This is a genomic window from Amphritea atlantica, from assembly GCF_900111095.1.
Taxonomy (GTDB): domain Bacteria; phylum Pseudomonadota; class Gammaproteobacteria; order Pseudomonadales; family Balneatricaceae; genus Amphritea; species Amphritea atlantica.
Genome location: NZ_FOGB01000021.1, coordinates 26,318 through 53,208, shown reverse-complemented (window position 1 = coordinate 53,208; position 26,891 = coordinate 26,318). Strand labels below are relative to the sequence as shown.

Genomic DNA, 26,891 nt, shown 5'->3' with positions numbered 1-26,891 from the left:
GTGTTGCGCACCGGTTCCAGCATGGCTGTTTTTATTTCTATAGTCATCTGCGTTATCCCATCTTGGGTTCATTGTTTTTATTGAATAAGTGCAGTGTTGCCGCAAGGCTCAGCTATGGTTGTTCGCCATCAGCGTGTCCTCTCCGTAGCGCCATTTTTCCATCTCGGCATCGACATTTTCCTGCTGTTCCCGGGTCATAAAGACCACATCGTTGGTGGTACAGAAATGTTTAAAGGCACCTTGAGGCATAATCAGTTCGACAAACAGAGAGGGGTCTCCAATAGCAAAATCAAACTCGACAAAACGAGCATTTTTATCACTACGCACCCGGATATACTTAGTCATCTGGTCTAAGCCGGACCGGTTCCCAGAAGCATGAGGGCTGTGTAGTTTCAGATCTGCCATATGATCACCTGTAAAATTAAGTTTTGATCACAGGGGTTACAGCAATGGCTGTGCCAGAGATAGAAAAAATCTGTAAAACGGCCAAACAGAACAAATAAGATATTGATTTTAAATAATAAAAAAAACAATACATCAGCCTGACTATGGCCAACAGCTACCCCGCAGTGGAACGGATAACAGGTGATGAAATAGTGAAAAGTTAATGAAAAAATTAAAAAAGCCCCTCTGAGTATGAGCTGTACACTCCCGAGGGATATTTAAAAATAGGTGTTGTTTTTTAGACAAAATAAGCGTCACAATAAAAAACAAGCAGGCCTCCGACGCCGATACTCATTAAAAAAAAAAATAACAAAAGCAGTGCCATATGACAGAACTACAACCTAAGCTTCCTGACGCTCAGGATCTCTTAGAACAGATCCGTTTCGACAATGAGGAGGGCAAAATCTGGCTGGATGAGCAGCGGATGTTGCTGATCCATTCCGCAGTAATGGGGTTGCTGCGAAACGAGTTGATCCAGACCCTGGGAGTCGAGAGAGCGAAAGGCTTTCTGATGCGCTTCGGATATCATACCGGCTGGCGGGATGCCGAACTGGCTAAAAAAGTTCGTCCTGATATGACCGCTGAAGAGGTTTTCATGGTGGGACCTCAGCTTCATGCCATCAAAGGCATGGTCAAAGTTATCCCGCGCTCTCTGGAGTTCGACGAAGATAGCCAGCATTTCTATGGTGCTTTTGACTGGTACAACTCCCATGAAGTGGAAACCCACCTGGCAAGCTCTGGCAATTCAGACGTTCCGGTATGCTGGACACTGCTCGGTTACGCCAGTGGTTTCTCAACCTATTACATGAACCGGCAGATCATCTTCAGGGAAACTCAGTGCGCTGCGACTGGAGCCGATCACTGTCATATTGAGGGGCGTCCGGCCGAAGACTGGGATGATGCCGAAGAGACAGAAAAATACCTGCTTCCCGACCCGATTATTGAACAGTTGCTGGCGCTACAGGATGAGGTCAGTGTTCTGAAAGATCAGTTTCGCAGTAACGATGCAGAAGAGGACCTCTTATTTAACAGTGTCGGCCACTCAGCAGCCTTTAAAAATGTCTGCCACCTGATTCGTAAAGCCTCAAAAAGTAAAGTGAGTGTGCTGCTGCAGGGAGAAACCGGCGTCGGCAAAGAGGTCGTAGCCCGGGGCCTTCACACAACCAGTGACCGGGCAAACCAACCCTTTGTTGCGGTTAACTGTGCCTGCATCCCGCCGGACCTGATTGAAGCTGAGTTATTCGGGGTAGAAAAAGGCGCTTACACCGGCGCAATCCAATCCCGCGAAGGTAAATTTGAACGGGCTCACCGCGGCACTATTTTTCTCGATGAGGTGATCGAGCTGACCCCAAGGGCGCAAGCCTCACTGTTGAGAGTTCTGCAGGAATCAGAGTTTGAACGGGTCGGTGATAACCGCACCCGGCGCATCGATGTCAGGGTGGTAGCTGCGACCAATGAGGATCTTGAAACAGCGGTCCAGGAGGGTCGTTTTCGCGCAGATCTGTTTTACCGCTTAAATGTTTATCCGGTGCATATCCCTCCGCTGCGCGACCGTACTGAAGATATTCCGCTGTTAACAGAGCACTTTTTGAAAAAATACTGCACCCTGTACAATAAAAAAACCTCCGGTATTTCAGATAAGGCGATGCAGGCACTGATTCAGTACAAGTGGCCCGGTAATATCCGCGAGCTGGAAAACATGATCGAGCGGGGCGTTATTCTGACTGAAAATAATCAGTCCATCAGTATGTCCAGCTTCTTTCCCTCACTGTCTGAGCCCTCTCATCCCCTGAATATTATTGGTGGCCGGGGACAACTCTGCGAAGAGGCACCCAAATCCAGCTTAACGACGACAGAACCGGTAGAGAGTTTGCTGGTTGACAACTTCAGCCTCGAACAGCTGGAGCAGAAGCTGATTGAGGAGGCGATGTCCCGGTGCAACAACAATGTTTCAAAAGCGGCACGTAAACTGGGACTCACGCGTCCGGCGCTGGCCTATCGCCTGAAAAAACTCGGCGATGGATAACCGCTTAAAGCTGCTTTAGAATGGCCCCCTTATCTCCATTCTGAGTCGGCCATGAACCTGATACTGCTGTTTGAAAGTGACTATAGTACAACCAACAGGGCGGTCATCAGTGACCGGCGCTTTCACCATATCAGACTGTTTCACCAACCCGCCCTGGGTCAGCAGCTCAGAGTAGGTTTGCTAAACGGCGCGACCGGCAGCGGCACGGTGATCGGTCTGACGGATCAGAGTATTACTCTGGAGGTAGAGCTGGTACACCAACCCCCTGCCGCTCTGCCGCTGACCCTGCTTCTGGCTCTGCCTCGACCCAAGATGCTGAAACGCACCCTGCAAACCATTACCAGTATGGGTGTCAAACAACTCTATCTGATCAACTCCTACAAAGTGGATAAAAGCTACTGGTCAACGCCGGCTTTACAGCAGGATAATCTCAGAGAGCAGTTACTGCTGGGCCTGGAACAAGCAGGCGACACAGTGCTGCCTGAAGTACACCTGCGAAAGCGTTTTAAGCCCTTTGTAGAGGATGAACTTCCCGAGATCGCCCGTCAGACCCGGGCGTTGGTCGCACACCCCTATCACGCCGTTCCCTGCCCCGGGGCCAGCGACGAAGCGACAACACTGGCGATCGGTCCCGAGGGCGGCTTTATTCCCTATGAAGTGGAAAAGCTTCAGGCCTGCGGATTTGAAGCGATCCATATCGGTCAGCGAATTCTGCGGGTTGAAAACGCAGTGCCGGTATTACTGGCCAGACTGTTCCCCATCTGAGTCACGCTTCGCTGTACCTGTCTGCAACCGCCATTGTGACCGTCGGATAACCCAGATATAAAAAAATTTAATTGAGAATCATCCTCATTTGAGTTGACATCAGCCCCAAGTTAAATAAGAATAGTTCGCATTATCACTGCAATATAAAGGGCTGACGCTTAACCCTTTTAATCATTCAGGCACAACTCAGGTGTTTCAACTATGCGAAAAACGTTCAAGCAGCCGTTCAAAAAACTCGCCTTTCTCGCTCTGCCACTGACAATGGCGGTCAGCTCTGTAGCCACCGCTGATGAAGTTAATATCTATTCATATCGTCAACCGTTTCTGATTCAACCGATGCTGGAAGCTTTCACTGCAGACACCGGTATCAAAACCAATGTTGTGTTTGCCAAAAAAGGGCTGATTGAACGCTTAGAGCATGAAGGTAAGAACTCCCCCGCGGACATTGTCCTGACATCGGATATCGGGCCACTCTACGATGTGGTCGAAAAGGGACTGACCCAACCGGTGCAGAGTGACGTCCTGACAAATAATATTCCAGCCCATTATCGTGACCCGCAAAACCGCTGGTTCGGACTTACCAGCCGTACCCGTCTGATCTACGCTTCAAAAGAGCGGGTCGCAGAGGGCGAGATTAAAACTTACGAAGAACTGGCGGATCCCAAATGGAAGGGACGTATCTGCACCCGTAGTGGCAAGCACACCTACAACCTGTCACTGATCGGTTCGATGATCGCCTATCACGGTGAAGCGGAAGCAGAAAAATGGCTCGAAGGTGTCAAAGCCAACCTGGCCCGAAAGCCTCAGGGGAATGACCGTGCGCAGGTCAAAGCGGTTAAAGAGGGAGTGTGTGATATCGCCCTGGGCAACTCATACTACTTCGGCAAAATGCTCACCAATGAAAAACAACCGGAACAGAAAGAGTGGGCCAATGCGGTCAACCTGGTCTTTCCCAATCAGGATGATCGTGGCGCACATATGAGCATCTCCGGTGCTGCTCTCACCCAGTATGCGCCCCACAAAGAGAGTGCCATCAAATTGCTGGAGTTCCTGAGCGAAGCCCAGGCACAATCGATGTACGCCGAAGCTAACTTTGAGTTTCCGGTGCGCCCCGCAACTCCCCGTTCAGCGCTGCTGAACCAATATATGGGAGAGTTCAAACAGGACAATATCAACCTGCAGAAGGTCGCTGAGTTAAGAGTGCAGGCATCACGGATGGTTGATAAAGTTGGCTTCGATAACTGATCAACCTTCTGTAACAGTGATCGACAATGATTCACACAAACGGTAGTCTCGTGCTACCGTTTTTTCGTTAACAGCAGAGAGTTGCGCGGGCAAAACCCGCTCCCCATATGGCCAGAGTGAGCGATTCAAAACAGAGTATTTCTGAAAACAACCGTTACCTGTTTGGCTGGTATAGCTGTACCTGGGGTACAGCACTGATGGTAGCCCTGCCGGTGCTGTCGGTTTTCTATCTGGCGCTGTTCCCCAGAGAAAATATCTGGACCCATCTGGCAGAAACGGTGCTACCCGTGTACATCACCACAACCCTGATACTGATGCTGGGGGTTGGCGCGCTGTCAATCGCTATCGGCGTCTGCGGTGCCTGGCTGGTGACCATGTGTCGTTTTCCCGGTCGTCGAATGTTTGAGTGGGCACTGCTGCTGCCCTTTGCGGTCCCGGCCTACGTGATCGCCTATGTGTATACCGATCTGCTGGAATACTCCGGGGCATTGCAGATTTTTCTGCGGGAGCTGTTCGGCTGGCAATCCGCCCGTGATTACTGGTTTCCCGATATCCGCACCCTCGGCGGCGCCATTCTGATGCTGGCTCTGGTACTCTACCCCTATATCTATCTGCTGGCACGGGCTGCCTTTCTGGAGCAGTCCACCACTATTCACGATGCCAGCCGCACGCTGGGCTGTACCGCGTGGCAGAGTTTCTACCGGGTATCCCTGCCGATCGCCCGTCCGGCCATCGCCGTAGGCCTCTCGCTGGTATCGATGGAAACCATTAACGATTTTGGTACGGTGGATTACTTTGCCGTCAAAAGTATGAGTGCCGGTATCTACGATACCTGGCTGAATATGAGCAATCTGGGTGGTGCAGCACAGATCGCCAGTCTGATGATGATATTTGTGGTCATCCTGATCTCACTGGAGCGACTGGCCCGGGCGAAGCAGCGACAGTTTCACAGCGCAGACCGCTTCAAAACGCTGACCGGATATCCTCTGAAAGGATGGCGCGCCTGGGGGGCCACGCTGTTATGTGCGCTGCCAGTGATTGCCGGGTTTATTATTCCGGTATGGGTATTGGCGGGTTACGCCCTGAATAACCTTGATCAGCTCTGGAGCAGCGATTTTCAGCTCCATGCCAGCCACAGCTTTATACTCTCAGGCTGTGCGGCACTACTGACCATTCTTGTGGCACTGCTACTGGCCTATTCAAAACGGCTACACAAAAACAGCAGCCTCAGTCTGGCTGCCCGGTTTGCCAGCCTGGGCTACGCGATGCCCGGAGCCGTGCTAGCGATCGGGGTCATCATCCCCCTCGCTGCTTTCGATAACTTCGTTGATAGCCTGATGGAGCAACTGCTGGGTATCTCCACCGGACTTCTGCTCAGCGGAACCGCCTTCGCAGTGATCTTTGCCTATGTGGTTCGCTTTCTGGCCGTCTCGGTGGGTTCAGTCGAGTCCAGCCTGAATAAGATAACCGAAAACATGGACATGGCTTCCCGTTCGCTGGGTCACTCGCCACTGCAAACCCTGGTAAAAGTTCATCTGCCGCTGATTAAGGGAGGGGTGCTGACAGCCGCACTGGTGGTGTTTGTCGATTGCATGAAGGAACTGCCCGCCACGCTTATCCTGCGACCCTTTAACTACGACACCCTGGCAACCTATGTCTATCAGTATGCTTCAGACGAGATGCTGGAAGCCTGTTCACTGGCCGCCCTGCTGATCGTTCTGGTTGGCATTATCCCGGTCATACTGCTAAGCCGGACCATCTCAGCGACCCGCGATAGCAACTGAAAACCATTAAAGCGCGAAGGCAATCGGCCGATGGGCCGCCACATGCAGTGACACCCTGGCTCCCACTTCCAGCATCAGGGGTTCATAGATCTCAGACTCAATCCGGCGACCGGAAGGCAGGCTTAACTGATACACCACAGAACTGCCGAGAAACTCTTTCTGTTCGATAGTGGCCATCACGGCACCGGGCTCAATACTGGGACGGATATCCCCCGGGCGGATAAAGAGCGACAGCGGTTTCCCAACTTCAGCACCAAAGGGCTCGGCAAACTCAATGGTACCCAGCTCGGTTCTGACCGTGGTCGCATCCAGGCATTCACCCGAAAACAACTCCCCTTTACCCACAAAACCAGCCACCAACGGGTTAACCGGGCGATAATACAGCTCTGTAGGCGTCCCCCATTGCTGCAGTTGTCCCTGCGCCAGAATTCCCAACTGATCACTGATGGCAAACGCCTCCTCCTGATCATGGGTCACCATAATCGCCGCTATTCCCTGAGCCTTGAGAATGGAACGCACCTCCAGCGCCAGCTGGCGGCGCAGATCGGTATCAAGATTGGAGAAAGGCTCATCCAGCAACAGCAGTTTTGGCTTCGGTGCCAGCGCCCGGGCCAGCGCCACCCGCTGCTGCTGACCACCGGAAAGTTCGTGGGGATAGCGGGCGGAGAGATCAGGCAACTCAACCAGTTGCAATAAAGCGGCGACCGCTTCACGTTTTTCATCGCGACTACGGCCCTTTAAACCAAAGGCGATATTGTCAAATACGCTGAGGTGGGGGAACAGTGCGTAGTCCTGAAAAACCACACCGATGCCACGCTGTTCCGGCGGCAGGGTAAAACCCGCTGCAGATATCGGTGTACCGTTCTGCACAATACTTCCGGATAGCAGAGGATTAAAACCGGCGATGGCCCGCAACACCGTTGTTTTACCACAACCACTGGGGCCCAGCAGGCAGGCAATCTCCCCCGCCTGCAACTGAAAACTCAGTTGTTGGGTAATCACTGTGTTGTCATAGCCGCAGCTGATCGATCTGAGTTCCAGCAGGGGGGTCATAAGTTGGGAACACTCTCACCTAAATGAAAATGATTCTCGCTTATAACGACGCTGATTTCAACCATATAACCCCGCACAAGAGAACTGCCTCGCTGCGAGGGCGCGCCTCCCATAAAAGCATCCATCTATGACGCTAGCATATCTGCTGGGAATTAAGGGCTTCTGGCGAGGGATACAGCGGAGTTTAATACAGCGGGGTTTCCACACCCAGCATTGTCAGCACACCAAATACCATTAACCACAGGATCGCTGATCGGCGGATCAACCGATTCAGGCTGATAATCTCTTCAGCCGCATGGTGTCGAAACTCTTCATCGCCACAATCGCCCGCAAACCGGTATTGCTGATAGCTCTCCTCTCCCACCGCGGCCAGAGCGATTCTGAACAGCCAGTCACTGACATTATGATCTTTGGCTTCCGGGTTATTAAGCTGGGTATAGGCACTCAGGCCGTTGCCGACAATGAAAAAGGTAAAGCCTAATAAGCGGGCGGGGATCCGGATAACCAGTTCAGCGATGCCCGGCAGTCGTTTGGTATGTTTATGCTGGATTAACCAGCCCGCCCACAGAGCCAGAAACAAACCCGGGATACCCAGCAAGATAAACCAGAACAACAGGGCAAAAAAGCCAACAAGCGACAGGTAGAAATACTGCTGACAAATCGCATAGTGGGCTGACTGACAATCCGTGACATCATCCGTGCGATTAAGCCCAAGCAGCTCCGCCAACTGCAACCAGGATGCCTGAAAATTGCCTTTACACCAGTCCCGATAGTACTTCCCGGTAATATCACTGGGCGACCAGTTCTCCAGATAAAGGTAGAGCGCCGCCAGCTCAATGGCCAGCACAAAGATGCCAAACTCCCAGCGGAAAAACTGCAATAGCAGGGCCTCCAGAGCCACCATATACAGGGTCAGCATAATCCAGTGAAGAGAACTCTGAGGAATGGCGGCACGGGCCAGCCTGATAACCTTAGGTGACCGTCGTGTATAGCGTCCCAAAACAATCACCAGCATCACTGCCAGAAACTTCATCCGTGTATCTCCTGTGTCAAAAGGCGATAAAAATAGTTCCGGTTAAATGCCGGACCGGGGTCTGTTTTACGCTGCGGCGCAATATCAGAGTGGCCGGTGATATGTTCAGTCCCCATCTCAGGATAGTAGCTGATCAATGCCGCAGTCACTCTGGCCAGTTGCCGATACTGCGCATCGGTGTAGGGGATATGATCTGCTCCTTCCAGTTCAATACCGATGGAAAAGTCATTACAGTTATCACAACCATCGTAGTTCGACTGCCCGGCATGCCAGGCGCGCTGATCAAAACCAACAAACTGAACCATCCGTCCATTGCGTTCAATCAGCAGGTGCGCTGACACCTGCAAAGCGCTGATCGTTTCAAAATAGGGGTCAGCACTGCTATCCAGGCGATTGAGAAAAAAATCCCGGATATAACCCCCACCAAATTTCATCGGCGGCAAACTGATATTGTGTATTACCAGCAACCGGGGTTGCATGCTATCTGGTCGCTGATTAAAGTTGGGCGATGGGCAGCGCTCTGCACCACTAAGCCAGCCCTCCTTGATTGTGTAAATCTCGTTAAACTGCGTCATTTTTCCCCTGCCAGCGACTACTTTACCCAGCGGCTTTCCGTTAAAATAGCGACCTTGGTGTGGCTCATATAAGTGCCCTTTGATAGTACCACGCCTTCTATTTCAGACAAGCTATCAGAACAGACAGACCCTTTGATAGCAGAACAACCGCAATCTGATCACCAACACGGAGCCCTTATGGCCACTAACCGACTGCTCAGCGATATCCCACCTACCGTAACCACCGCGCTGGCGGAAGATCTGGGTGACGGAGATATCACCGCCCAACTGATACCGGCAGAGCAGCAGGCCAGCGCACGGGTAATCAGCCGTGAAGACGCGGTTATCTGCGGTGTCGGGTGGGTCAATGAGGTATTTCGCCAGGTCGATGACCGTGTCAGGGTGAACTGGCTGGTCAACGATGGGGATAGGGTGACTCCTAATCAGCCCCTGTTTGAACTGCAGGGGCCGGCTCGCTCACTGCTCACCGGAGAGCGTTGCGCACTGAACTTTCTGCAAACCCTCTCCGGTACCGCGACGATCAGTGCCTACTATGCCTCATTGGTTGAAGGCACCGGCGTGAAGTTGCTGGATACCCGCAAAACCATTCCCGGCCTGCGTAACGCGCAAAAATATGCGGTGACCTGTGGAGGATGTTTCAACCACCGAATCGGTCTCTATGATGCATTTCTGATCAAGGAAAATCATATTATGGCCTGCGGTTCAGTCGCCAGCGCGGTCGCCACCGCCAAGCGCAACGAACCGGGCAAACCGGTAGAAGTTGAGGTCGAGTCTTTTGCAGAACTACAAGAGGCACTGGATGCTCAGGCCGATATCGTTATGCTGGATAACTTTGACCATGCCGGCCTGCGCCTGGCAGTACAGAAGAACAAGGAACACCCCACACCGGCTAAACTGGAAGCCTCAGGTGGCATCGATGCCAACACCCTGCGCAGCATCGCCGAAACCGGCGTTGACTATATTTCGATCGGCTTGCTAACCAAAGATTGCAAAGCGGTGGACCTGTCGATGCGGTTTATCTGAGGCAAAACGCAAAGCAAAAGAAAAATTCACCACTGAGGACACAGAGGACACGAAGAAGAGCTATTCATAGAAGCTCTATCCTCTCAGTTTCTTTGTGCTCTTCGTGACCTTATTATGCCCCCTGGGTACTGTGGTAAGTCTGCTTTTAATTGGACTGCAGAATATATTCCCAATTAAAGTGCGATGCGCCATAAAAAATCCGCCTGTCTGTGCGGATTTTTTTATGTTCAGAGCGGCCTATTAATTCCAATATAGAAAGAATAACAATAAAACTCTCATACTCACTTTGAGTAACAACCCTGCAAACTATCTGTTGATTTGCTCAAAAAAGCCTGAATTTGAATAATTACCCGGCTTTTAATGACGGAGCTTTCCATTACAGAGCTTTGAATTACAGAGCTTTGAATTACGGTGCTTTTAATTATGGTGCTTTGCGCCGACAATCCGCTGCGCCAATCAGTTCCCACTCATCACTTTTCTGAATCTGCAGGATATCGTACACCTCAACTACGGTTTTATTAACGTTATGCTTCCAGAGAATCTGACAGATCTCTTTGGCACTGTCATTGCGTTTTTCCCCTCCTTCACGGGGCAGCATACCGATCGCCAGAATACCACCATCTGACCACCATACCGGGGTCGCAGGGTATTTATCCGGCTGAGCGGCCAGATCCGCTTCAACCACTGCCCGTTTTTCAATAGGCAGCGGCTCTTCGTAGAGATAGTAGGTGACTGCCGCGGTTATAGCGATCAGGATAAGGAGGATGGTTTTTTTGTTCATTGGGTACCGGGGCTTTCTTATAATTTGAACCTAAGTAAATCATAACCTTATAGCTAAATATAGTAGCTGAAAGGCTAATTTCAGGCATAAAAAAAGCGCAAAATAATTTGCGCTTTTTTCACAAACCTATTCAGGTTATTAGTCACACAAACCTGCAGCAATACAAGTACCACCGCTTGAAGACCAAGTAAGACCGCTATTCACTTCTGTTGGTACGAGAATAAAGGTTTTATTATCAACTTCTGCACTACCGGTTGCTGTTATTGTACCATCTACAGCAGTAACAGTAGAAACATAAGTACCAACGTTTGCCATACCTACAGCAGTACTAACTGAACCGTTGCCCGCGGTATCACAATCAGCTAAAGCATTTCCTGTTTGATAACACACTTCAACTGCAGACTTAACACCTGTAACTGATTGTACCACTTCAGAAAAACGAGCTTTCTTGGTATAAGTGTTATACGCAGGCAGCGCGATTGCCGCCAGAATACCGATAATCGCGACCACGATCATCAATTCTATCAGGGTAAAACCCTGCTGTTTTTTAATAGTGTTTTTCATTCGTAATCTCTCCAGCGAGTAAAGTATTCATCATCATCCTTGCTCCGAACGACTCTTTCCCTTGCCATAGGGCCCATCCTCCATGCTCCATACGAGCCTGATACAGATAGTAACCTATTTTTTATGGCAGTCCAGTGACCTGAAGCAAGCGTCTGTTGATTCTCAAACCGACCGATAGATGTTACTTTACAAATAGATAATAATACAAGGCAGTTTAGGTTAAAGGTAAGATCTTATTCTTTATAACTTTTCATGAGTGGTGATGGTAGACAGTAATGGATGCCTTAGAGGTAAAGCCGTCGGTATTAAGAACTGACAAACAATAAGAGATAAAGGATAACAGCTTTAGCTATACAAATTCAGGCCGCCAACTTAAGCTATTGTTTCTGTCGCCGATATCAACAGATAAAAATGGATTCTCTGAATAATGAGCGTACAACCCTTTCAGCCGCTGAGTGGTCTGGCACGACGACTGGTTAATGACGGTGTGTTTTCATCCGATGTTGCCATGGACGCCCTGAAAACCGCCCGCAAGGACAATAAGCCCTTTATCGCCCATATTATCGAAAACCGCCTGGTGAGTGCCTATCGGGCTGCTGCGGCCGCTGCCGATGAGTTCGGCATGCCCCTGTTTGACCTCGATGTCATCGATATTGAAGCGCTGCCCCAGGGCCTGGTGGATGAAAAGCTAATCACCAAACACCATGCCCTGCCTCTGATCAAGCGTGAGAACCGCCTCTATGTGGCAATCTCAGACCCTACCAATATTCAGGCGCTGGATGAGTTTAAGTTCCATACCGGCACCACCACCGAGGGGGTGATCGTTGAAGAGGATAAGCTCGCCCATCTGATCGACACCTTCCTCGATGAACAGAACTCCGCCCTCGATGGCCTGGAAGATGCCGATCTCGATAACCTGGAGATCGATGAGGGGCTTAATGAGCAGCAGGAAGACAATGGTGAAGAAGCCGCCAACGATGCTCCGATTGTACGCTTCGTCAACAAAATACTGCTGGATGCGATAAAAACCGGTGCTTCGGATATCCACTTCGAGCCCTATGAGAAATCCTACCGCATCCGCTGCCGTATCGACGGCATTCTGCAGGAGGTCGCCAAGCCCCCAGCCAATCTGGCTTCCCGTCTCTGCGCCCGACTGAAAGTGATGTCGCAGATGGATATCTCCGAGCGACGAGTCCCCCAGGATGGCCGTATCAAGATGAAGATCTCCAAAAACCGCGCCATCGACTTCCGGGTTAACACCCTGCCCACCCTCTGGGGCGAAAAAGTGGTGCTGCGTATTCTCGACCCCACCAGTGCGCAGATGGGGATCGAAGCGCTGGGTTACGATGAAGACCAGAAAGAGCTGTTTATGCAAACCCTGCATAAACCACAAGGGATGATTCTGGTGACCGGCCCCACCGGTAGCGGTAAAACCGTCTCCCTCTATACCGGCCTGAATATTCTCAACACCGTTGAACGCAATATATCCACCGCGGAGGACCCGGTAGAGATCAACCTGGAGGGGATCAACCAGGTCCATGTGAATAATAAAGTGGGACTGACCTTCGCAGAAGCACTGCGATCTTTCCTGCGACAAGATCCGGATGTAGTAATGGTAGGTGAGATCCGAGATCTGGAAACCGCTGAGATCGCTATCAAAGCCGCCCAGACCGGCCATATGGTATTGTCAACTCTGCACACCAACAGTGCCGCCGAAACACTCACACGACTACGCAATATGGGGGTTCCGGCCTTTAATATTGCTACCTCTGTGTCTATGATTATTGCCCAGCGACTGGGACGACGTCTGTGCAGCGCGTGTAAAAAGCCCGCCACCATTCCTGAAGCAACATTACTGGAAGAGGGCTTTACTCCGGAACAGATAAAAGCGGGTCTCAGTCTGTTTGAGCATAATCCGGAAGGGTGCAGTAAGTGCAATAAGGGCTATAAAGGCCGGGTGGGGGTCTATGAAACCATGGCGATGACCCCGGAGATTGCCCAGGTGATTATGGACAACGGTTCATCTCTGGATATTCTGGCAACCGCAAAACAGCAGGGGTTCCGCTCTCTCAGACAGTCAGGCCTGCGCAAAGTAATTCAGGGCGTCACCAGCCTGGAAGAGATGAACCGGGTTATAAAACTGTAAACCGCTGTTTGTTAAACCGACTGATTATTAAACGATTCTAAACCTGTAATACGGAAACAACCGGATGGCTAAGAAAGCAGCAAACAAAACGCCTCTCACCTTTAACTGGGAAGGTAAAGATAAGAGCGGTAATGCCAGCAAAGGGGCGATCAACGCTGAAAACCTCGCTGAAGCCAAAGCGATGCTGCGCAAACAGGGTATTATGCCCAAAAAGGTTCGTAAACAGAGCTACAGCATGTTCAGCAACCATAACAAACCGATAAAACCGCTGGACATCGCCCTGTTTACCCGCCAGACCGCCACCATGCTGAAGTCCGGGGTGCCACTACTGCAGGGCTTCGATATCGTTGCTAACGGTATCGAAAAACAGAAGATGAAACAGGTGATATACGATCTGAAAGCCGATGTCAGTGGCGGCACCAACTTTGCCAAAGCCCTGGAACGCCATCCAAAATATTTTGATGATTTGTACTGCAACCTGGTCCATGCCGGTGAAAGTTCCGGCTCGCTGGAAACCATGCTTGACCGGATCGCTACCTATAAAGAAAAAATGGAGACTCTTAAAAAGAAGATCAAAAAAGCCCTGACCTATCCCATTGCGGTAATTGTCATCGGTCTGGTAGTGTCCGCCATTCTTTTGATCAAGGTAGTCCCCCAGTTTGAAAGTGTATTCTCCAGCTTCGGTGCCGACCTGCCCGCCTTCACTATGTTTGTTGTGCATCTGTCGAAAATTGCCCAGGACTGGTGGTTTATCGCACTGATCGCGATTGCGGTCGCCGGTTTCTCATTTGCCAAAGCTCATGAAAAATCTCGGGGGTTCCGGGAGTGGCTCGATCGCACGGTACTGAAACTACCCATTGTCGGGAAGATACTGCATAACTCCGCTATTGCACGGTTTGCCCGAACCCTGGCCACCACCTTTGCCGCTGGTGTCCCGCTGGTCGATGCGCTGGATTCTGCGGCGGGCGCTTCCGGGAATGTAGTCTATGAAAAGGCGATTATGCAGATCAAGAACGGCGTTTCTACCGGACAATCACTGCAAAACGCCGTCACCATGACCGGACTGTTTCCAGCGATGGCTACCCAGATGATCGCCATCGGCGAAGAGGCGGGCTCCCTTGAGATGATGCTGGATAAGGTTGCCAGTTACTATGAGGAGGAGGTGGATAACGCCGTCGATAACCTCTCTACGCTGATCGAGCCGATGATTATGGCGATTCTGGGTATTCTGGTGGGCGGTCTGGTTATCGCCATGTATCTGCCAATCTTCCAGTTGGGTAATGTCGTACACTAACAATACAACGAACCCTGACTGAGAAAACCTAGATACTATGATGTTCGAACTGATTGCAGCTGATACCTGGTTGTCGCTGTCACTTACCTTTGTTTTTGCACTGATGGTGGGCAGTTTTCTGAATGTGGTTATTCACAGACTGCCACAGATGATGGAGCGGGAATGGCAGTTGATGGCAGCTGAAGCTGCTGAAGCTGCTGAAACAAGAGATCCGGAGGCACAGGAAACACCCGCAGAGCCATCCCCCCCCTTCAACCTGGCTCAACCTGCATCAACCTGCCCTAACTGCGGACATCTGATCCACTGGTATGAAAATATTCCGCTAATTAGCTACTTTTTGATTCTGGGTGGAAAATGCAGTGGTTGTAAAACCAGGATATCACTGCGCTATCCCCTTATTGAACTGGTCACTGCGCTGATATCGGCTTTTATTGTCTGGCAGTTCGGCTTTAACCCGGTGGCTTTTGCCGCGATCTTCTTCAGCTGGTGTCTGATTGCGCTTACCGCTATCGATATTGATCATCAGCTATTGCCGGATAAAATCACCCTGCCGCTGCTCTGGATCGGCCTGATCATCAATAGCTTTGGTTACTTCACCACGCTGCCCTCAGCCCTGTGGGGAGCGGTGCTGGGCTACCTCTCCCTCTGGTCGGTTTACTGGCTATTCAAACTGGCCACCGGCAAAGAGGGGATGGGCTATGGCGATTTCAAGCTGCTTGCGGCACTGGGAGCCTGGGCCGGCGCCGATATGCTACCACTGATTATTCTGGCCTCCTCACTGATCGGCGCTATTATCGGTGGGATCATGATCGCTTTCAGCCGTCAGCAATCGCAAACACCAATCCCTTTTGGCCCCTATCTGGCAGGCGCAGGCTGGATCGCGCTGTTATGGGGAGATGAGCTGACCAGCTGGTATCTGCATCTGCTAAACTTATAAACCTGTTTATTGATAAACTTCATTTCGTAAAGTCAGTTCATTCAGAGAGTCTGATATGTTTGTAGTAGGTCTTACCGGTGGTATCGGCAGTGGTAAATCAGCCGTTTCGCAGCTCTTTGAACAGCTGGCTGTCGATGTGATTGATGCCGACCAGGTCGCCCGGGAGGTCGTTGAACCGGGTGAAGCGGCACTGGCTAAAATTGCCCAGCGTTTCGGCAGCGATATTCTGTTATCCGATGGCAATCTGGACCGTAAAGCGCTGAGAAAAATAGTCTTTGAAGCACCCCGTCAGCGGGACTGGCTGGAGCAACTGCTCCACCCCCTGATCAGGGACCGGATTCTGCTGAAACTTGATAATTCAAAAGCGGAGTATGCTATTCTCGCCTCGCCTCTGCTGCTGGAAACCGATCAGCACCTGCTGGTAAACCATGTGGTCGTGATCGATGTCGATGAAGCCACTCAGATCAGCCGTACAACCGAACGGGATAATACCGATGCAGAGCAGGTCGAAGCGATTATTGCCGCCCAGATCCCCCGCGATCAGCGCATCGCTAAAGCAGACGATCTGATCGACAACAGTGGAACGCCGGATGAACTGAAACCCCTGGTGGAAAAACTACATACAAAGTTCCTGCAAAAAGCGCGACAGGAGCGGGAGTCTGATTTTGGTTAAAAAGCCTGACAACACTGATTCACACAAGAAAAAGCCACTGGTGGCCTGCCCTACCTGCAGTAAAGCCCAGGAGTGGAGCACAGCTAATCCATTTCGCCCGTTTTGCAGCGAGCGCTGCAAGCTGATTGATCTGGGTGCCTGGGCTGATGAGGCGTATCAGATACCGGCAGAGCCCAGTGTTGATGATTACAGCAGCAGCTTCGAAGATAGCGAAAGCGCAGACTATCTGGACCGGCCACTGCACTGAGAATACTGCTCCTCTGGAGCATTTCCACTACAGGGAATAACCTGTAAAAGCTGATTTATAAACATCTGGCTTTATCGCTGCAGGATGCAGCTCCTACTAATCTGTGACCTCGGTGGCGAACCAGCTTTATAGTGTGGGAGCCGCTTCCAGCGGCGAGGGTCTGCGCAACTGCAAAGCTTTATCGCTGCAAGATGCAGCTCCTACTAATCTGTGACCTCGGTGGCGAGTCAGCTTTATAGTGTGGGAGCCGCTTCCAGCGGCGAGGGTCTGCGCAACTGCAAAGCTTTATCGCTGCAGGATGCAGCTCCTACTAATCTGTGACCTCGGTGGCGAGTCAGCTTTATAGTGTGGGAGCCGCTTCCAGCGGCGAGGGTCTGCGCAACGGCAAAGCTTTATCGCTGCAAGATGCAGCGCCTACTGATTTGAAACCCCGGCAGTTTCACCACTCCCTGCTTCAAAAAAAACATCTAATCGCTGCGATCCCCTGGCCACCCGCCTGACGGGTTTGCTCAAGATCTGCCAGCGATACACCGCCCAGAGCATAAACCGGCAGAGAGGATAGACGTACCAGGCGAGAATATTCAGCCCAGCCCATTGGCGTGACCTCTGGATGACTGGCGGTTCTCTGCACCGGTGAAAGGGTGATGTAATCCGCGCCGATCTGTTCTGCCCGGCGTATCTGTTCCTCATTGTGGCAGGAAGCCCCCAGCCAGCGCCCACGATAGGTTTCTCGACTGTTCAGCTGCATCAGCCGTTCTGAACTGAGATGAAGCGCTGTGACTTCAGCATGGTTTGCTGCGTCCAGCGATCCATTCCATATTACTAACAGCTCAGGAAACGCCTCTGCCAGCTGTTGATAGAGGTTTAGCTGCTCTGTTTCAGCCAGGTGTTTCGCCCGCAGCATAACCGCCTCAGCCCCCTTCTGAAGGGCTTTATCGATATATTCACTGTACTGATCAGGTGATAATCGAGGGGTGATGGCTAACGCTGTCGGCAGCAGAAGCGCATTGACAATGGGTGTATTCGCTGCCGGAAACTGATAATTGCTCAGATCCGCCGGTTTAACCCAGTTAAGCGGCTGCCCCTCCCGGCCATAGGCCTGCCCCTTAAAGCGGTTAACGCGGAACACATCCAGCAATACCGATTTATCAGGATAGTGGAAGGGGACCTGTATCAGGGGGACGGTAGCAGACTGATCAATCTCAATCCCCAGCTCCTCCTGTAACTCTCTGGCCAGCGCACTGCGAACTTCTTCACCCGGTTCGACCTTACCCCCGGGAAACTCCCATAAGCCCCCCTGATGCTGCGCCTTATCACGCAGCGCCAGCAACAGATCACCGGAGTCATTGAAGATCGCCGCAGCCGCGACATGTATCAGTTTCAAAATCGGTACCGTTTCAGCGCTGGGCAGGGATCAGGAGCGGTAATCCGCATTGATTGCCACATACTCCTTACTCAGATCCGTGGTCCAGACCGTTTCCTGTTTATCACCACGATTAAGGATAATGCGGATAGTGATCTCTTCACGATTCATTACCGCCTGTCCGGCAGCCTCGGTATAACTGGCAGCCCGACCACCGTTTTCGACAATGCAGGCCTCTCCCAGCCAGATCTGCAGAGTATCAACATCCAGATTATCAATCCCGGCATAACCAACCGCCGCCAGAATCCGTCCCCAGTTAGGGTCGCTGGCAAACAGCGCGGTTTTAACCAGCGGTGAATGAGCAACCGCATAAGCGGTTTTCAACGCCTCTTCCGAGCTGGCGGCCTGTTCAACCCTGATGGTGACAAATTTAGTTGCCCCTTCGCCATCACGAATAATCGCCTGAGCCAGCTCCAGCAACACCTTATCCACAGCGGCGCCAAACTGAGCCAGCAGCTCGCTATTATCCTCTGTCACCTCTACGCCACTGGCACCAGTCGCCACCAGCATACAGGAGTCGTTGGTAGAGGTATCACCATCGATGGTGATACGGTTAAACGACTGGTCTGCGGCACGGCTTAGCAGTGACTGCAGCAGGGCAGGCTCAACTTTTGCGTCCGTCGCAATATAAGCCAGCATAGTTGCCATATTGGGCTTGATCATACCCGCGCCCTTTGAAATACCGGTCAGGGTGATCACCTGCCCCTGGTGTTCCAGCTGCATCGAATACGCTTTTGGCCGGGTATCGGTGGTCATAATCCCGCTGGCGGCTTCCAGCCAGCCATCATCAGACAGCGCATCAAACGCAGCAGGCACCGCGCTGATAATACGATCCGTGGGGAGTTTTTCACCGATCACCCCTGTCGAGAATGGCAGCACCTGCTGAATAGCAACACCGGCCCGATCTGCAACCGCCTGACAGACATCCAGAGCATCCTGATGCCCCTGCTTACCTGTCCCCGCATTGGCATTACCGGTATTGATCACCAGATAGGATGGCATCCCCTGCTGCAGATGTGTCTTACAAATTCTCACCGGTGCAGCGCAAAACTGGTTCAGGGTAAAAACCCCTGCAGTGCTGGCGCCCTCTGCGATCTCCATCAGCACCAGATCTTTTCGCCCTGGCTTTTTAACCCCTGCCGAGGTTGTACCGATACGAAAACCTGCAACCGGGTGCAGCGTTGGAAGCGTGCCAGGACCTACTGCCATTACAGACTCCTTAAACCTTATTGTTAATCTATAGACAAAAAGAAAGCAGCTTCGCTGCTTTCTCTGTATTAATCAATCACCAGATCAGGGTAAATACTCAATATTAATGATCAGCTCAGTTTACCGTGACACTGCTTATATTTTTTGCCGGAACCACAGGGACAGGGATCATTACGCCCCACTTTCTTACCTTCGCGAACAAAAGGCTCAGCACCGGCAACGGCCTCCTCATCACCAGCTTCATCAGCCGCCATCGCGGAGGACTGGTCATGCTGGAAATTCATCTGCTGTTTCGCCGCCTGCTCACGTCGCTGACGCTCCATCTCTTCAATCTCTTCCGGCTGGCGCACCTGCACGTGACTGAGAATCTTAATCACATCGGTCTTGATATTTTCCAGCAGCTGCTCAAACAGGATAAAGGATTCACGCTTATACTCCTGTTTCGGGTTTTTCTGGGCATAGCCGCGCAGATGGATACCCTGACGCAGCATATCCATCGATTGCAGGTGCTCTTTCCACAACGTATCCAACACCTGCAACATCACCTGTTTCTCAAACAGGCGCATATTTTCTACCCCGACAATCGCCGCTTTAGCCTGATAATCCTCGACGATATCGCGCAGAATGCGTTCACGGAGCGACTCTTCATGCAAGGTATCATCTTTATCCAGCCACTCCTGTACTGGCATCTCCAGGCCAAACTCCGACTGCAGATGCTTCTCCAGGCCGGGAACATCCCACTGCTCTTCCAGACTCTGCGGCTTGATATAGTCACTGATCGCATTATCAACCACCTCAGCTCGAATCGCCTCAATAGTCTCGGAAATATCGTTGGTGGCCATCAGTTCATTACGCTGATCATACACAGCACGACGCTGATCATTGGCAACATCGTCATATTCCAGCAGCTGCTTACGAATATCGTAGTTGCGGCCCTCTACTTTACGCTGAGCTTTCTCGATCGCATTGGAGACCATCTTATGCTCAATCGCTTCACCCTTCTCCATCCCCAGGGCTTTCATAAACTGACGAACCCGGTCGGAAGCAAAAATCCGCATCAGATCATCTTCCAGTGACAGGAAGAAACGGGATGAACCGTTGTCACCCTGACGACCGGCACGACCCCGCAGCTGATTATCGATGCGGCGTGATTCATGACGCTCGGTACCGATAATATGCAAGCCACCGGCTTCCAGCACTGCATCATGCCGCGCCTGCCACTCAGCTTTAGCCGCGGCAATCTGTTCCTCAGTCGGGTTATCCATCCCCTCAAGAACGGACTCGAACTTACCACCCAGCACAATATCGGTACCCCGGCCCGCCATATTGGTAGCGATTGTCACCGCCCCTGCACGACCGGCATCCGCAATAATCCCTGCCTCTTTACCGTGATTCTTGGCATTCAGTACATTGTGGGGGATTTTTTTCTTCTTCAGAAATGCTGAGATCAGCTCAGAGGACTCAACCGATGCAGTACCCACCAACACCGGACGTTTCTCTTCAACGCAGTGTTCAATCTCTTTGAGGATCGCTTCATATTTCTCTTCGATAGTGAGAAATACCAGATCGTTATAGTCGATTCGGGCCACCGGCACGTTAGTCGGAATAACCACAACATCCAGACCATAGATCTGATTAAGCTCGAACGCTTCGGTGTCCGCTGTACCGGTCATACCGGAGAGTTTGTCATAAAGCCGGAAATAGTTCTGGAAGGTCGTCGACGCCAGCGTCTGGCTCTCCTGATTGATATGGACGCCCTCTTTGGCCTCCACCGCCTGATGCAAGCCTTCTGACCAGCGGCGTCCCGGCATAATACGGCCGGTATGTTCATCAACGATCACCACTTCGCCGTCCTGAACGATGTAATCTACATCACGCTGAAACAGGTTATGCGCCCGCAGTGCTGCCAGCACATGGTGCAGCAGGCTCAGATTCTGTGGCGCATACAGGCTTTCGCCCTCAGTCAGGATCCCCTCTTTGGCGAGCATATCCTCAATCCGCTGATGGCCCCGCTCGGTCAGCTCAACAGTACGGTTCTTCTCATCAACCGCAAAATCGCCATCGATCTCTTCGTCGCTTTTAGGGTCGATCTCACCCTCATACTTTTCCAGCCCCGGAATCAGAGTGTTCATCTTGCGATACATCTCTGAACTGTCTTCCGCCGCTCCGGAGATAATCAGTGGGGTACGCGCCTCATCGATGAGGATAGAGTCCACCTCATCCACCACGGCAAAATAGAAATCCCGCTGAACTTTATCCTCGACACTGAACGCCATATTGTCGCGCAGATAGTCAAAACCAAACTCGTTGTTGGTGCCGTAAGTGATATCGGCATGATAGGCATCCCGCTTGGTTTGCGGATCCTGTCCCGACAGAACCACACCCACACTCAGCCCCAGGAACTCATACAGTGGGCGCATCCACTCAGCATCACGGCTGGCCAGGTAGTCGTTGACAGTAACAACATGCACCCCCCGCCCCGCCAGGGCATTGAGATACACCGGCAGCGTTGCCACCAGGGTTTTACCCTCACCGGTACGCATCTCAGCAACTTTACCCTCATGCAGGGTAATACCACCGATCATCTGTACATCGAAGTGGCGCATCCCCATCACCCGCCGTGACGCTTCCCGGACAACAGCAAAAGCTTCCGGCAAAATTGCATCGAGGGATTCATTCTGCTCGAGACGCGACTTGAATTCCGCCGTCTTCGCCTTCAGGTCATCATCGGAGAGTTGTTCAACTTCGCTTTCATAGCTATTGATCTGTTTAACGATCTTACCCATCTGTTTGAGTACACGCTCGTTTTTGCTACCAAAAACCTTCTTTAACATCGAAGTGAACATAATCTGATTATTTACCTGTTAGAAGCGGCGGTCTTAGGCCGGTTAAAGTATTAAATTAACGCAACATTCTACCTCTATTGGGGCATCAAATTGAATCTCAATAGGGATATTTTTTTTGCGGATATATCGACCTTAAAAAAAGTAAAAAGCCGGACTCTGGAGTCCGGCTTTCAGGGTGTTAATGCTAATCAGCTTACAGCTGCAGGCTGCAGATATGAGATTGGCACCGCTTGCTCGCGCCCCTCAAAGGTTACAATCTCCCATGCATCCTCTGTTTCCAGCAGTTTGCGCAGCAGCAGATTGTTCAGATAGTGGCCGGATTTAAAGCCGTGAAACTCACCAATCAGGCTTTTGCCCAGCAGGTAAAGATCACCCACCGCGTCCAGTACTTTATGTTTAACAAACTCATCGTCATAACGCAGACCATCCTCATTGAGGATGCGGTAATCATCCACCACGATAGCGTTATCCATACTGCCACCCAGTGCCAGATTCTGGGCACGGAGATATTCAATATCCCGCATAAAGCCAAAAGTACGGGCCCGGCTAACCTCTTTTACAAATGAAGTGCTGGAAAAATCCAGACTGGCTTCCATGTTACGGTCAGCAAAAGCGGGGTGATCAAAATCGATGGTAAAGCCAACCTTGAAACCATTAAACGGCTTAAAGGTAGCAATTTTGTCCTCAATCTGAACAGTGACCTCTTTCATGATGCGGATAAACTGTTTCGGCGCATTCTGCTCCTGAATACCCGCAGACTGAATCAGGAAAACGAATGGCGCGGCACTGCCATCCATAATCGGCACCTCTTCGGCACTCAGCTCGACATAGGCATTATCGATCCCCAGTCCAGCCATAGCCGACAGCAGATGCTCAACGGTGGAAACCCGTACATCACCCTTCTGCAGATTGGTCGACAGTGTCGTGTCACCCACATTTTTTGCCCGTGCGTGGATCTCTACAGCCGGCTCAAGATCCACCCGACGAAAAACAATACCGGTATCTACAGGCGCGGGCTTCAGAGTCAGATACACTTTCTGACCGGTGTGAAGGCCTACGCCAGTTGCTTTAATGCTGTTCCGTAATGTACGTTGTCCGATCATATTGTCTGCCAAGGCTGTTTGGTGTGTCGCGAATTAACGCGCCATATTAACAAAAATACCGCTATATCAGCAATAACTGATTCGCGTAACCCCTGCAACATCAGGCTTTCCAGTGGACTGCTTAATCCGCCTGACGCCGCAGAAATGTCGGGATGTCCAGATAGGTCTCAGTTTCCCCCTGTGTGCCACTCTTCGACTCCTGATTTCCAGAAAGTTCCCTGTGTGACACTCTATTTTTTTCAGCGCTGATATGGTCTGCCTTACGCCTGTGAACTGCAGGCAATTCCAGCTGATTCAGATCAAGCTGACCATCGGGTTTACGGTTATTGCTGACCACCTTAACCGTGGTATCTTCCTGCTTCGCTCTCTGCAGGCCGGTCGCCACAACGGTCACCTTAATATCATCCACCATCTCCGGATCGATAACGGTGCCCACCACCACAATAGCATTATCAGAGGCAAACTCTTCGATCACCTGACCCACATCGCTGAACTCGCCAAGACCCAGATCCAGACCAGCGGTGATATTCACCAGAATACCGCGAGCCCCCATCAGGTCGACATCTTCCAGCAACGGACTGCGAACAGCCGCTTCAGCCGCCTCAATCGCCCGGTTTTCACCCCGTGCCATGCCGGTCCCCATCATTGAGGTACCCATCTCTGACATCACCGTGCGTACGTCTGCAAAGTCGACGTTGATCATACCCGGGCGGATAATCAGATCAGAGATCCCCTGCACCGCCCCTTTAAGGACATCATTTGCTTCGTCGAACGCTTTCATCAGGGTGCAGTTTTTGCCCAGCACCTGCAGCAGTTTTTCGTTGGGCACGATAATCAGCGAGTCGACATGCTCGGACAGCTCTTTGATCCCCTGATCGGCGATCAGCATCCGCTTTTTACCCTCGAACGGGAACGGCTTGGTCACTACCGCAACCGTCAGAATACCCAGTTCTTTGGCCACCTGAGCGACAACCGGCGCCGCACCGGTACCGGTACCACCACCCATACCAGCGGTGATAAACACCATATCCGCACCGCTGAGCATCTCAACAATCTGATCGCGATCCTCCAGAGCCGCCTGACGACCGATATCCGGATTGGCCCCCGCGCCCAGCCCCTTGGTAATCTCACCACCCAGCTGCAGAACACTGCGTGAGCCCATATTGTTGAGCGCCTGTGCATCGGTATTGGCACAGATAAACTCGACCCCATCGACATCCGATGAGACCATGTGCTGTACGGCATTACCACCGCCACCACCGACGCCAATCACCTTAATGACAGCGTTCTGTGCGATATTATTAACTAGTTCAAACATATCCCTTCCCTCCAGGTTCAGTGCCCAACCCGCACCTGTTTTTTTGTTGCGTTCTGTTTCATTGCTGTCTGTCACATCCTGTGAACACATCAATCACCGGGGTTAATACTCTGGGTACCTGCCCCCTAAACTTGTCTTACGCGACCTCTCTGTCTGCGTCGAATTTCAGTTAGTAACTCATCAGAAGTTCCCCTGGAACCAGGCTTTCATCCGGTTCAGTACATTAGGTCGCTCTACTACATCTTCAACCACTACCGCTTCGCCCAGATGCTGAATATCCTGTTTGGCGTATTGCAACAGGCCGATGCCGGTGGCGTAGATCGGGCTGTTAAGGATATCTCCCATGCCCCGCACACCTTTTGGCAACGCCAGTCGCACCGGCATATGGAAGATCTCTTCCGCCAGCTCCACCGCCCCTTCCATCTTCGCCGTGCCCCCGGTCAGTACTATTCCCGCGGCCACCAGATCCTCAAAACCGCTGCGACGCAGTTCCGCCTGCACCAGGGTAAACAGTTCGTCATAGCGCGGTTCAACCACCTCTGCCAGCGCTTGTCGCGACAGATCCCGCGCCGGACGATCACCGACACTGGGCACCTTGATGGTGTCCTCGGCGCTGGCCAGCTGGGCCAGCGCACAGGCATATTTGATCTTGATCTCTTCTGCATGGGGTGTCGGTGTGCGCAACGCCATGGCGATATCGTTGGTCACCTGGTCACCGGCAATCGGGATCACCGCGGTATGGCGGATCGCACCACCGGTGAAGATAGCGATATCGGTGGTACCGCCCCCCATATCCACCATGCAGACACCCAACTCTTTCTCATCCTCGGTCAGCACCGAGTAACTGGATGCCAGCTGTTCCAGCACCGCGTTATCCACCGCCAGACCACAACGCTTAACGCACTTCTCAATGTTCTGCACCGCATTCACCGCGCCGGTCACCAGATGCACTTTGGCTTCCAGTCGCACCCCGGACATCCCCAGCGGTTCGCGAATGCCCTCCTGGTTATCGATGACATACTCCTGCGGCAGGATATGCAAAATCTTCTGATCGGCGGGAATCGCCACCGCCCGGGCCGCATCAATCACCCGTTCCAGATCATGTTCCATCACTTCGCCGTCGCGGACGGCAACGATACCGTGGGAGTTCATGCTGTTGATATGACTGCCGGCGACCCCCACCGTCACCGAGTGGATCTTGCAGCCCGCCATCAGCTCGGCCTCTTCCACCGCCCGCTGAATGGAGTGCACGGTGGATTCGATATTCACCACCACGCCCCGCTTCAGCCCCCGCGACTCATGGGAGCCGATACCAACGATATCGATCGTGCCGTCCAGGCCAACCTCGCCCACCAGACACACCACTTTCGAGGTGCCTATATCCAGTGCCACGATCATATTATTTCCAGGCTTCATCGCCATATTCACAGTATCAACCTTTTTGTTGTTCATCTGTGGCCGCCTCAGGGCGCCACTTAACGGCAATGCCGTTGTTATATCGAATATCGATCTGTTCTATCCGCCCGGCGTCAGCTTCCGCCTGCAATCGCTGCTGATAGACCGTCAGAAACCGTTCCAGTCTGGCCACTACCTGGTCCCGTCCCACCACAACTTTAATGCCGTTATTCAGCATCAGGGTCCAGGCCCCCCGCGCTTCCAGCTTCAGCTCAACCAGCTGCAGGCCGGCGTTGCGCAGCATCTGATTCAGGTCGTAATACTCCGACATCATCATCGCAGTATTACCGGAAGGTCCTGTCAAAAGCGGCAGAGCGCTGTATCGGGCGACCTGATCGGGCCAGAAAATATCCCCCTCATGGTTCAACAGAGCATCATCTCCCCAGCGGGCAACCGGAACCTCCTCTTTTATTTGCAGGTAGAGGGAGGCAGGCCAGCGCCGACTCACTCCCACCTGATACACCCAGGGGTTCTTCTGTATACCCGCCTTTACCGCGTCCAGATCGGCGCTCAGCAGCCCCCCCTTCATCAGGGCAACGGAGCTGGCCGCCAGCTGCGTCCGGTCCAGATGTTCTGTATTCCCCTCAAAAGTAACCCACTCAACCGGCTGATCCAGCCAGTGATAGAGCGAGCTGTAGCAGTAATTACCCAGGGCAATAAACACCGCCAGTGCCGTCAGTATGGTGGCGGGCTTGATCCACCAGTCACCATCAATACCATGCCAGCGCGCAGTCTCCTCTGCGGCCAGCGGCTCACGTTCTGTCCCTTCAGCGGATGTTTTGCTTTTCTGCTTCAGCAGACGCTCATCGGCAACCGCAGACCGTTCTGATCTCCAGAAGCGTTTTTTAGCGCCACTGGTCTCTGCTTTCCTGTGAACAGTGGCAGAGGCCCCCCTTTTAGGCGGCTCCTCTTGCTGTTCAGCCTGTGAAAACAGTTTTTTTAACATG

Annotated in this window: 23 protein-coding genes; 10 read left to right on the top strand and 13 right to left on the bottom strand. The window is 52.0% G+C overall.

Going from position 1 to position 26,891, the window contains the following annotated elements; translation table 11 throughout:
* Window positions 1–108: 108 nt before the first annotated feature.
* Window positions 109–345, bottom strand: a complete 237-nt coding sequence (locus tag BMY09_RS21040; protein ID WP_245756647.1) for a phenol hydroxylase subunit — start codon at window positions 343–345, stop codon at window positions 109–111.
* Between the two features lie 424 nt (window positions 346–769).
* Here BMY09_RS21040 and BMY09_RS21035 point away from each other — a divergent pair, with 424 nt between their 5' ends.
* The 4 genes from BMY09_RS21035 to BMY09_RS21020 all read left to right on the top strand — a co-directional run bounded on the left by BMY09_RS21035 (window position 770) and on the right by BMY09_RS21020 (window position 6,264).
* Window positions 770–2,470 (top strand): sigma-54-dependent Fis family transcriptional regulator, encoded by a 1,701-nt coding sequence (locus BMY09_RS21035; RefSeq protein WP_091362111.1) that lies wholly within the window; start codon window positions 770–772, stop codon window positions 2,468–2,470.
* 51 nt (window positions 2,471–2,521) lie between these two features.
* The gene (locus tag BMY09_RS21030) at window positions 2,522–3,235 is read left to right on the top strand and encodes a 16S rRNA (uracil(1498)-N(3))-methyltransferase (RefSeq protein WP_091362110.1); all 714 of its coding nucleotides are present in this window, start codon (window positions 2,522–2,524) and stop codon (window positions 3,233–3,235) included.
* 201 nt (window positions 3,236–3,436) lie between these two features.
* Window positions 3,437–4,480 carry a Fe(3+) ABC transporter substrate-binding protein gene (locus BMY09_RS21025; protein WP_091362109.1) on the top strand — a complete coding sequence of 348 codons (1,044 nt, stop codon included), beginning with the start codon at window positions 3,437–3,439 and terminating at the stop codon, window positions 4,478–4,480.
* 116 nt (window positions 4,481–4,596) lie between these two features.
* Window positions 4,597–6,264, top strand: a complete 1,668-nt coding sequence (locus BMY09_RS21020; protein WP_245756646.1) for an ABC transporter permease — start codon at window positions 4,597–4,599, stop codon at window positions 6,262–6,264.
* Window positions 6,265–6,270: 6 nt separating this feature from the next.
* Here the strand turns inward: BMY09_RS21020 and BMY09_RS21015 are convergent, their stop codons facing one another.
* From BMY09_RS21015 to ampD, 3 genes are all read right to left on the bottom strand, one after another.
* Window positions 6,271–7,317 carry an ABC transporter ATP-binding protein gene (locus BMY09_RS21015; protein WP_091362107.1) on the bottom strand — a complete coding sequence of 349 codons (1,047 nt, stop codon included), beginning with the start codon at window positions 7,315–7,317 and terminating at the stop codon, window positions 6,271–6,273.
* Window positions 7,318–7,501: 184 nt separating this feature from the next.
* A complete protein-coding gene (locus tag BMY09_RS21010; RefSeq protein ID WP_091362106.1) occupies window positions 7,502–8,350 on the bottom strand; it encodes a hypothetical protein in 849 nt (282 codons plus the stop codon).
* Entirely contained in the window at window positions 8,347–8,925 is a 579-nt protein-coding gene (gene ampD / locus BMY09_RS21005) for a 1,6-anhydro-N-acetylmuramyl-L-alanine amidase AmpD (protein ID WP_091362105.1), read from the bottom strand. Before ampD ends, BMY09_RS21010 begins: the two co-directional genes overlap by 4 nt.
* A 177-nt stretch (window positions 8,926–9,102) precedes the next feature.
* On the opposite strand from ampD, the gene nadC reads away from it, so the two are divergent.
* Window positions 9,103–9,948 carry a carboxylating nicotinate-nucleotide diphosphorylase gene (gene nadC / locus BMY09_RS21000; protein WP_091362104.1) on the top strand — a complete coding sequence of 282 codons (846 nt, stop codon included), beginning with the start codon at window positions 9,103–9,105 and terminating at the stop codon, window positions 9,946–9,948.
* A 421-nt stretch (window positions 9,949–10,369) separates the two neighbouring features.
* Here the strand turns inward: nadC and BMY09_RS20995 are convergent, their stop codons facing one another.
* Together BMY09_RS20995 and BMY09_RS20990 are read right to left on the bottom strand one after the other, a co-directional pair.
* Complete coding sequence (locus BMY09_RS20995; RefSeq protein ID WP_091362103.1) at window positions 10,370–10,729, bottom strand: hypothetical protein; 360 nt, start codon at window positions 10,727–10,729, stop codon at window positions 10,370–10,372.
* Window positions 10,730–10,867: 138 nt separating this feature from the next.
* A complete protein-coding gene (locus tag BMY09_RS20990) occupies window positions 10,868–11,293 on the bottom strand; it encodes a pilin (protein WP_091362102.1) in 426 nt (141 codons plus the stop codon).
* A 427-nt stretch (window positions 11,294–11,720) separates the two neighbouring features.
* Here BMY09_RS20990 and pilB point away from each other — a divergent pair, with 427 nt between their 5' ends.
* The 5 genes from pilB to yacG all read left to right on the top strand — a co-directional run bounded on the left by pilB (window position 11,721) and on the right by yacG (window position 16,590).
* Window positions 11,721–13,439 (top strand): type IV-A pilus assembly ATPase PilB, encoded by a 1,719-nt coding sequence (gene pilB / locus BMY09_RS20985; RefSeq protein ID WP_091362101.1) that lies wholly within the window; start codon window positions 11,721–11,723, stop codon window positions 13,437–13,439.
* Window positions 13,440–13,503: 64 nt separating this feature from the next.
* Entirely contained in the window at window positions 13,504–14,733 is a 1,230-nt protein-coding gene (locus BMY09_RS20980) for a type II secretion system F family protein (protein ID WP_091362100.1), read from the top strand.
* A gap of 37 nt (window positions 14,734–14,770) precedes the next feature.
* Complete coding sequence (locus BMY09_RS20975) at window positions 14,771–15,670, top strand: prepilin peptidase (protein WP_091362099.1); 900 nt, start codon at window positions 14,771–14,773, stop codon at window positions 15,668–15,670.
* A 55-nt stretch (window positions 15,671–15,725) separates the two neighbouring features.
* Window positions 15,726–16,343: a dephospho-CoA kinase gene (gene coaE, locus BMY09_RS20970; protein WP_091362098.1), complete on the top strand. Its 618-nt coding sequence runs from the start codon at window positions 15,726–15,728 to the stop codon at window positions 16,341–16,343.
* Window positions 16,336–16,590, top strand: a complete 255-nt coding sequence (gene yacG / locus BMY09_RS20965) for a DNA gyrase inhibitor YacG (RefSeq protein WP_175483623.1) — start codon at window positions 16,336–16,338, stop codon at window positions 16,588–16,590. The genes coaE and yacG overlap by 8 nt, the downstream gene beginning before the upstream one ends.
* 454 nt (window positions 16,591–17,044) lie before the next feature.
* On the opposite strand, the gene BMY09_RS20960 is transcribed toward yacG, so the two are convergent.
* The 7 genes from BMY09_RS20960 to BMY09_RS20930 all read right to left on the bottom strand — a co-directional run bounded on the left by BMY09_RS20960 (window position 17,045) and on the right by BMY09_RS20930 (window position 26,890).
* Window positions 17,045–17,974 (bottom strand): Nudix family hydrolase, encoded by a 930-nt coding sequence (locus BMY09_RS20960; RefSeq protein ID WP_175483622.1) that lies wholly within the window; start codon window positions 17,972–17,974, stop codon window positions 17,045–17,047.
* A gap of 30 nt (window positions 17,975–18,004) precedes the next feature.
* Window positions 18,005–19,222 (bottom strand): bifunctional glutamate N-acetyltransferase/amino-acid acetyltransferase ArgJ, encoded by a 1,218-nt coding sequence (argJ, locus tag BMY09_RS20955; protein ID WP_091362096.1) that lies wholly within the window; start codon window positions 19,220–19,222, stop codon window positions 18,005–18,007.
* Between the two features lie 110 nt (window positions 19,223–19,332).
* On the bottom strand, window positions 19,333–22,068 hold the full coding sequence (secA, locus tag BMY09_RS20950) for a preprotein translocase subunit SecA (protein WP_091362095.1): 2,736 nt from the start codon (window positions 22,066–22,068) through the stop codon (window positions 19,333–19,335).
* A gap of 188 nt (window positions 22,069–22,256) precedes the next feature.
* Window positions 22,257–23,171, bottom strand: a complete 915-nt coding sequence (gene lpxC / locus BMY09_RS20945; RefSeq protein WP_091362094.1) for a UDP-3-O-acyl-N-acetylglucosamine deacetylase — start codon at window positions 23,169–23,171, stop codon at window positions 22,257–22,259.
* A gap of 121 nt (window positions 23,172–23,292) precedes the next feature.
* Window positions 23,293–24,489 (bottom strand): cell division protein FtsZ, encoded by a 1,197-nt coding sequence (ftsZ, locus tag BMY09_RS20940; protein ID WP_091362114.1) that lies wholly within the window; start codon window positions 24,487–24,489, stop codon window positions 23,293–23,295.
* Window positions 24,490–24,669: 180 nt separating this feature from the next.
* A complete protein-coding gene (ftsA, locus tag BMY09_RS20935; RefSeq protein WP_376787862.1) occupies window positions 24,670–25,941 on the bottom strand; it encodes a cell division protein FtsA in 1,272 nt (423 codons plus the stop codon).
* A complete protein-coding gene (locus BMY09_RS20930; RefSeq protein ID WP_091362093.1) occupies window positions 25,922–26,890 on the bottom strand; it encodes a cell division protein FtsQ/DivIB in 969 nt (322 codons plus the stop codon). The genes ftsA and BMY09_RS20930 overlap by 20 nt, the downstream gene beginning before the upstream one ends.
* Between the last annotated feature and the right edge of the window lies 1 nt (window position 26,891).

What these genes read in the sequence shown, in the direction of transcription:
- BMY09_RS21040 (WP_245756647.1), bottom strand. Translation starts at nt 345, where the DNA reads ATGACTAAGTATATCCGGGTGCGTAGTGATAAAAATGCTCGTTTTGTC.
- BMY09_RS21035 (WP_091362111.1), top strand. Translation starts at nt 770, where the DNA reads ATGACAGAACTACAACCTAAGCTTCCTGACGCTCAGGATCTCTTAGAA.
- BMY09_RS21030 (WP_091362110.1), top strand. Translation starts at nt 2,522, where the DNA reads ATGAACCTGATACTGCTGTTTGAAAGTGACTATAGTACAACCAACAGG.
- BMY09_RS21025 (WP_091362109.1), top strand. Translation starts at nt 3,437, where the DNA reads ATGCGAAAAACGTTCAAGCAGCCGTTCAAAAAACTCGCCTTTCTCGCT.
- BMY09_RS21015 (WP_091362107.1), bottom strand. Translation starts at nt 7,317, where the DNA reads ATGACCCCCCTGCTGGAACTCAGATCGATCAGCTGCGGCTATGACAAC.
- BMY09_RS21010 (WP_091362106.1), bottom strand. Translation starts at nt 8,350, where the DNA reads ATGAAGTTTCTGGCAGTGATGCTGGTGATTGTTTTGGGACGCTATACA.
- ampD (WP_091362105.1), bottom strand. Translation starts at nt 8,925, where the DNA reads ATGACGCAGTTTAACGAGATTTACACAATCAAGGAGGGCTGGCTTAGT.
- nadC (WP_091362104.1), top strand. Translation starts at nt 9,103, where the DNA reads ATGGCCACTAACCGACTGCTCAGCGATATCCCACCTACCGTAACCACC.
- BMY09_RS20995 (WP_091362103.1), bottom strand. Translation starts at nt 10,729, where the DNA reads ATGAACAAAAAAACCATCCTCCTTATCCTGATCGCTATAACCGCGGCA.
- BMY09_RS20990 (WP_091362102.1), bottom strand. Translation starts at nt 11,293, where the DNA reads ATGAAAAACACTATTAAAAAACAGCAGGGTTTTACCCTGATAGAATTG.
- pilB (WP_091362101.1), top strand. Translation starts at nt 11,721, where the DNA reads ATGAGCGTACAACCCTTTCAGCCGCTGAGTGGTCTGGCACGACGACTG.
- BMY09_RS20980 (WP_091362100.1), top strand. Translation starts at nt 13,504, where the DNA reads ATGGCTAAGAAAGCAGCAAACAAAACGCCTCTCACCTTTAACTGGGAA.
- BMY09_RS20975 (WP_091362099.1), top strand. Translation starts at nt 14,771, where the DNA reads ATGATGTTCGAACTGATTGCAGCTGATACCTGGTTGTCGCTGTCACTT.
- coaE (WP_091362098.1), top strand. Translation starts at nt 15,726, where the DNA reads ATGTTTGTAGTAGGTCTTACCGGTGGTATCGGCAGTGGTAAATCAGCC.
- argJ (WP_091362096.1), bottom strand. Translation starts at nt 19,222, where the DNA reads ATGGCAGTAGGTCCTGGCACGCTTCCAACGCTGCACCCGGTTGCAGGT.
- secA (WP_091362095.1), bottom strand. Translation starts at nt 22,068, where the DNA reads ATGTTCACTTCGATGTTAAAGAAGGTTTTTGGTAGCAAAAACGAGCGT.
- lpxC (WP_091362094.1), bottom strand. Translation starts at nt 23,171, where the DNA reads ATGATCGGACAACGTACATTACGGAACAGCATTAAAGCAACTGGCGTA.
- ftsZ (WP_091362114.1), bottom strand. Translation starts at nt 24,489, where the DNA reads ATGTTTGAACTAGTTAATAATATCGCACAGAACGCTGTCATTAAGGTG.
- ftsA (WP_376787862.1), bottom strand. Translation starts at nt 25,941, where the DNA reads ATGAACAACAAAAAGGTTGATACTGTGAATATGGCGATGAAGCCTGGA.
- BMY09_RS20930 (WP_091362093.1), bottom strand. Translation starts at nt 26,890, where the DNA reads ATGTTAAAAAAACTGTTTTCACAGGCTGAACAGCAAGAGGAGCCGCCT.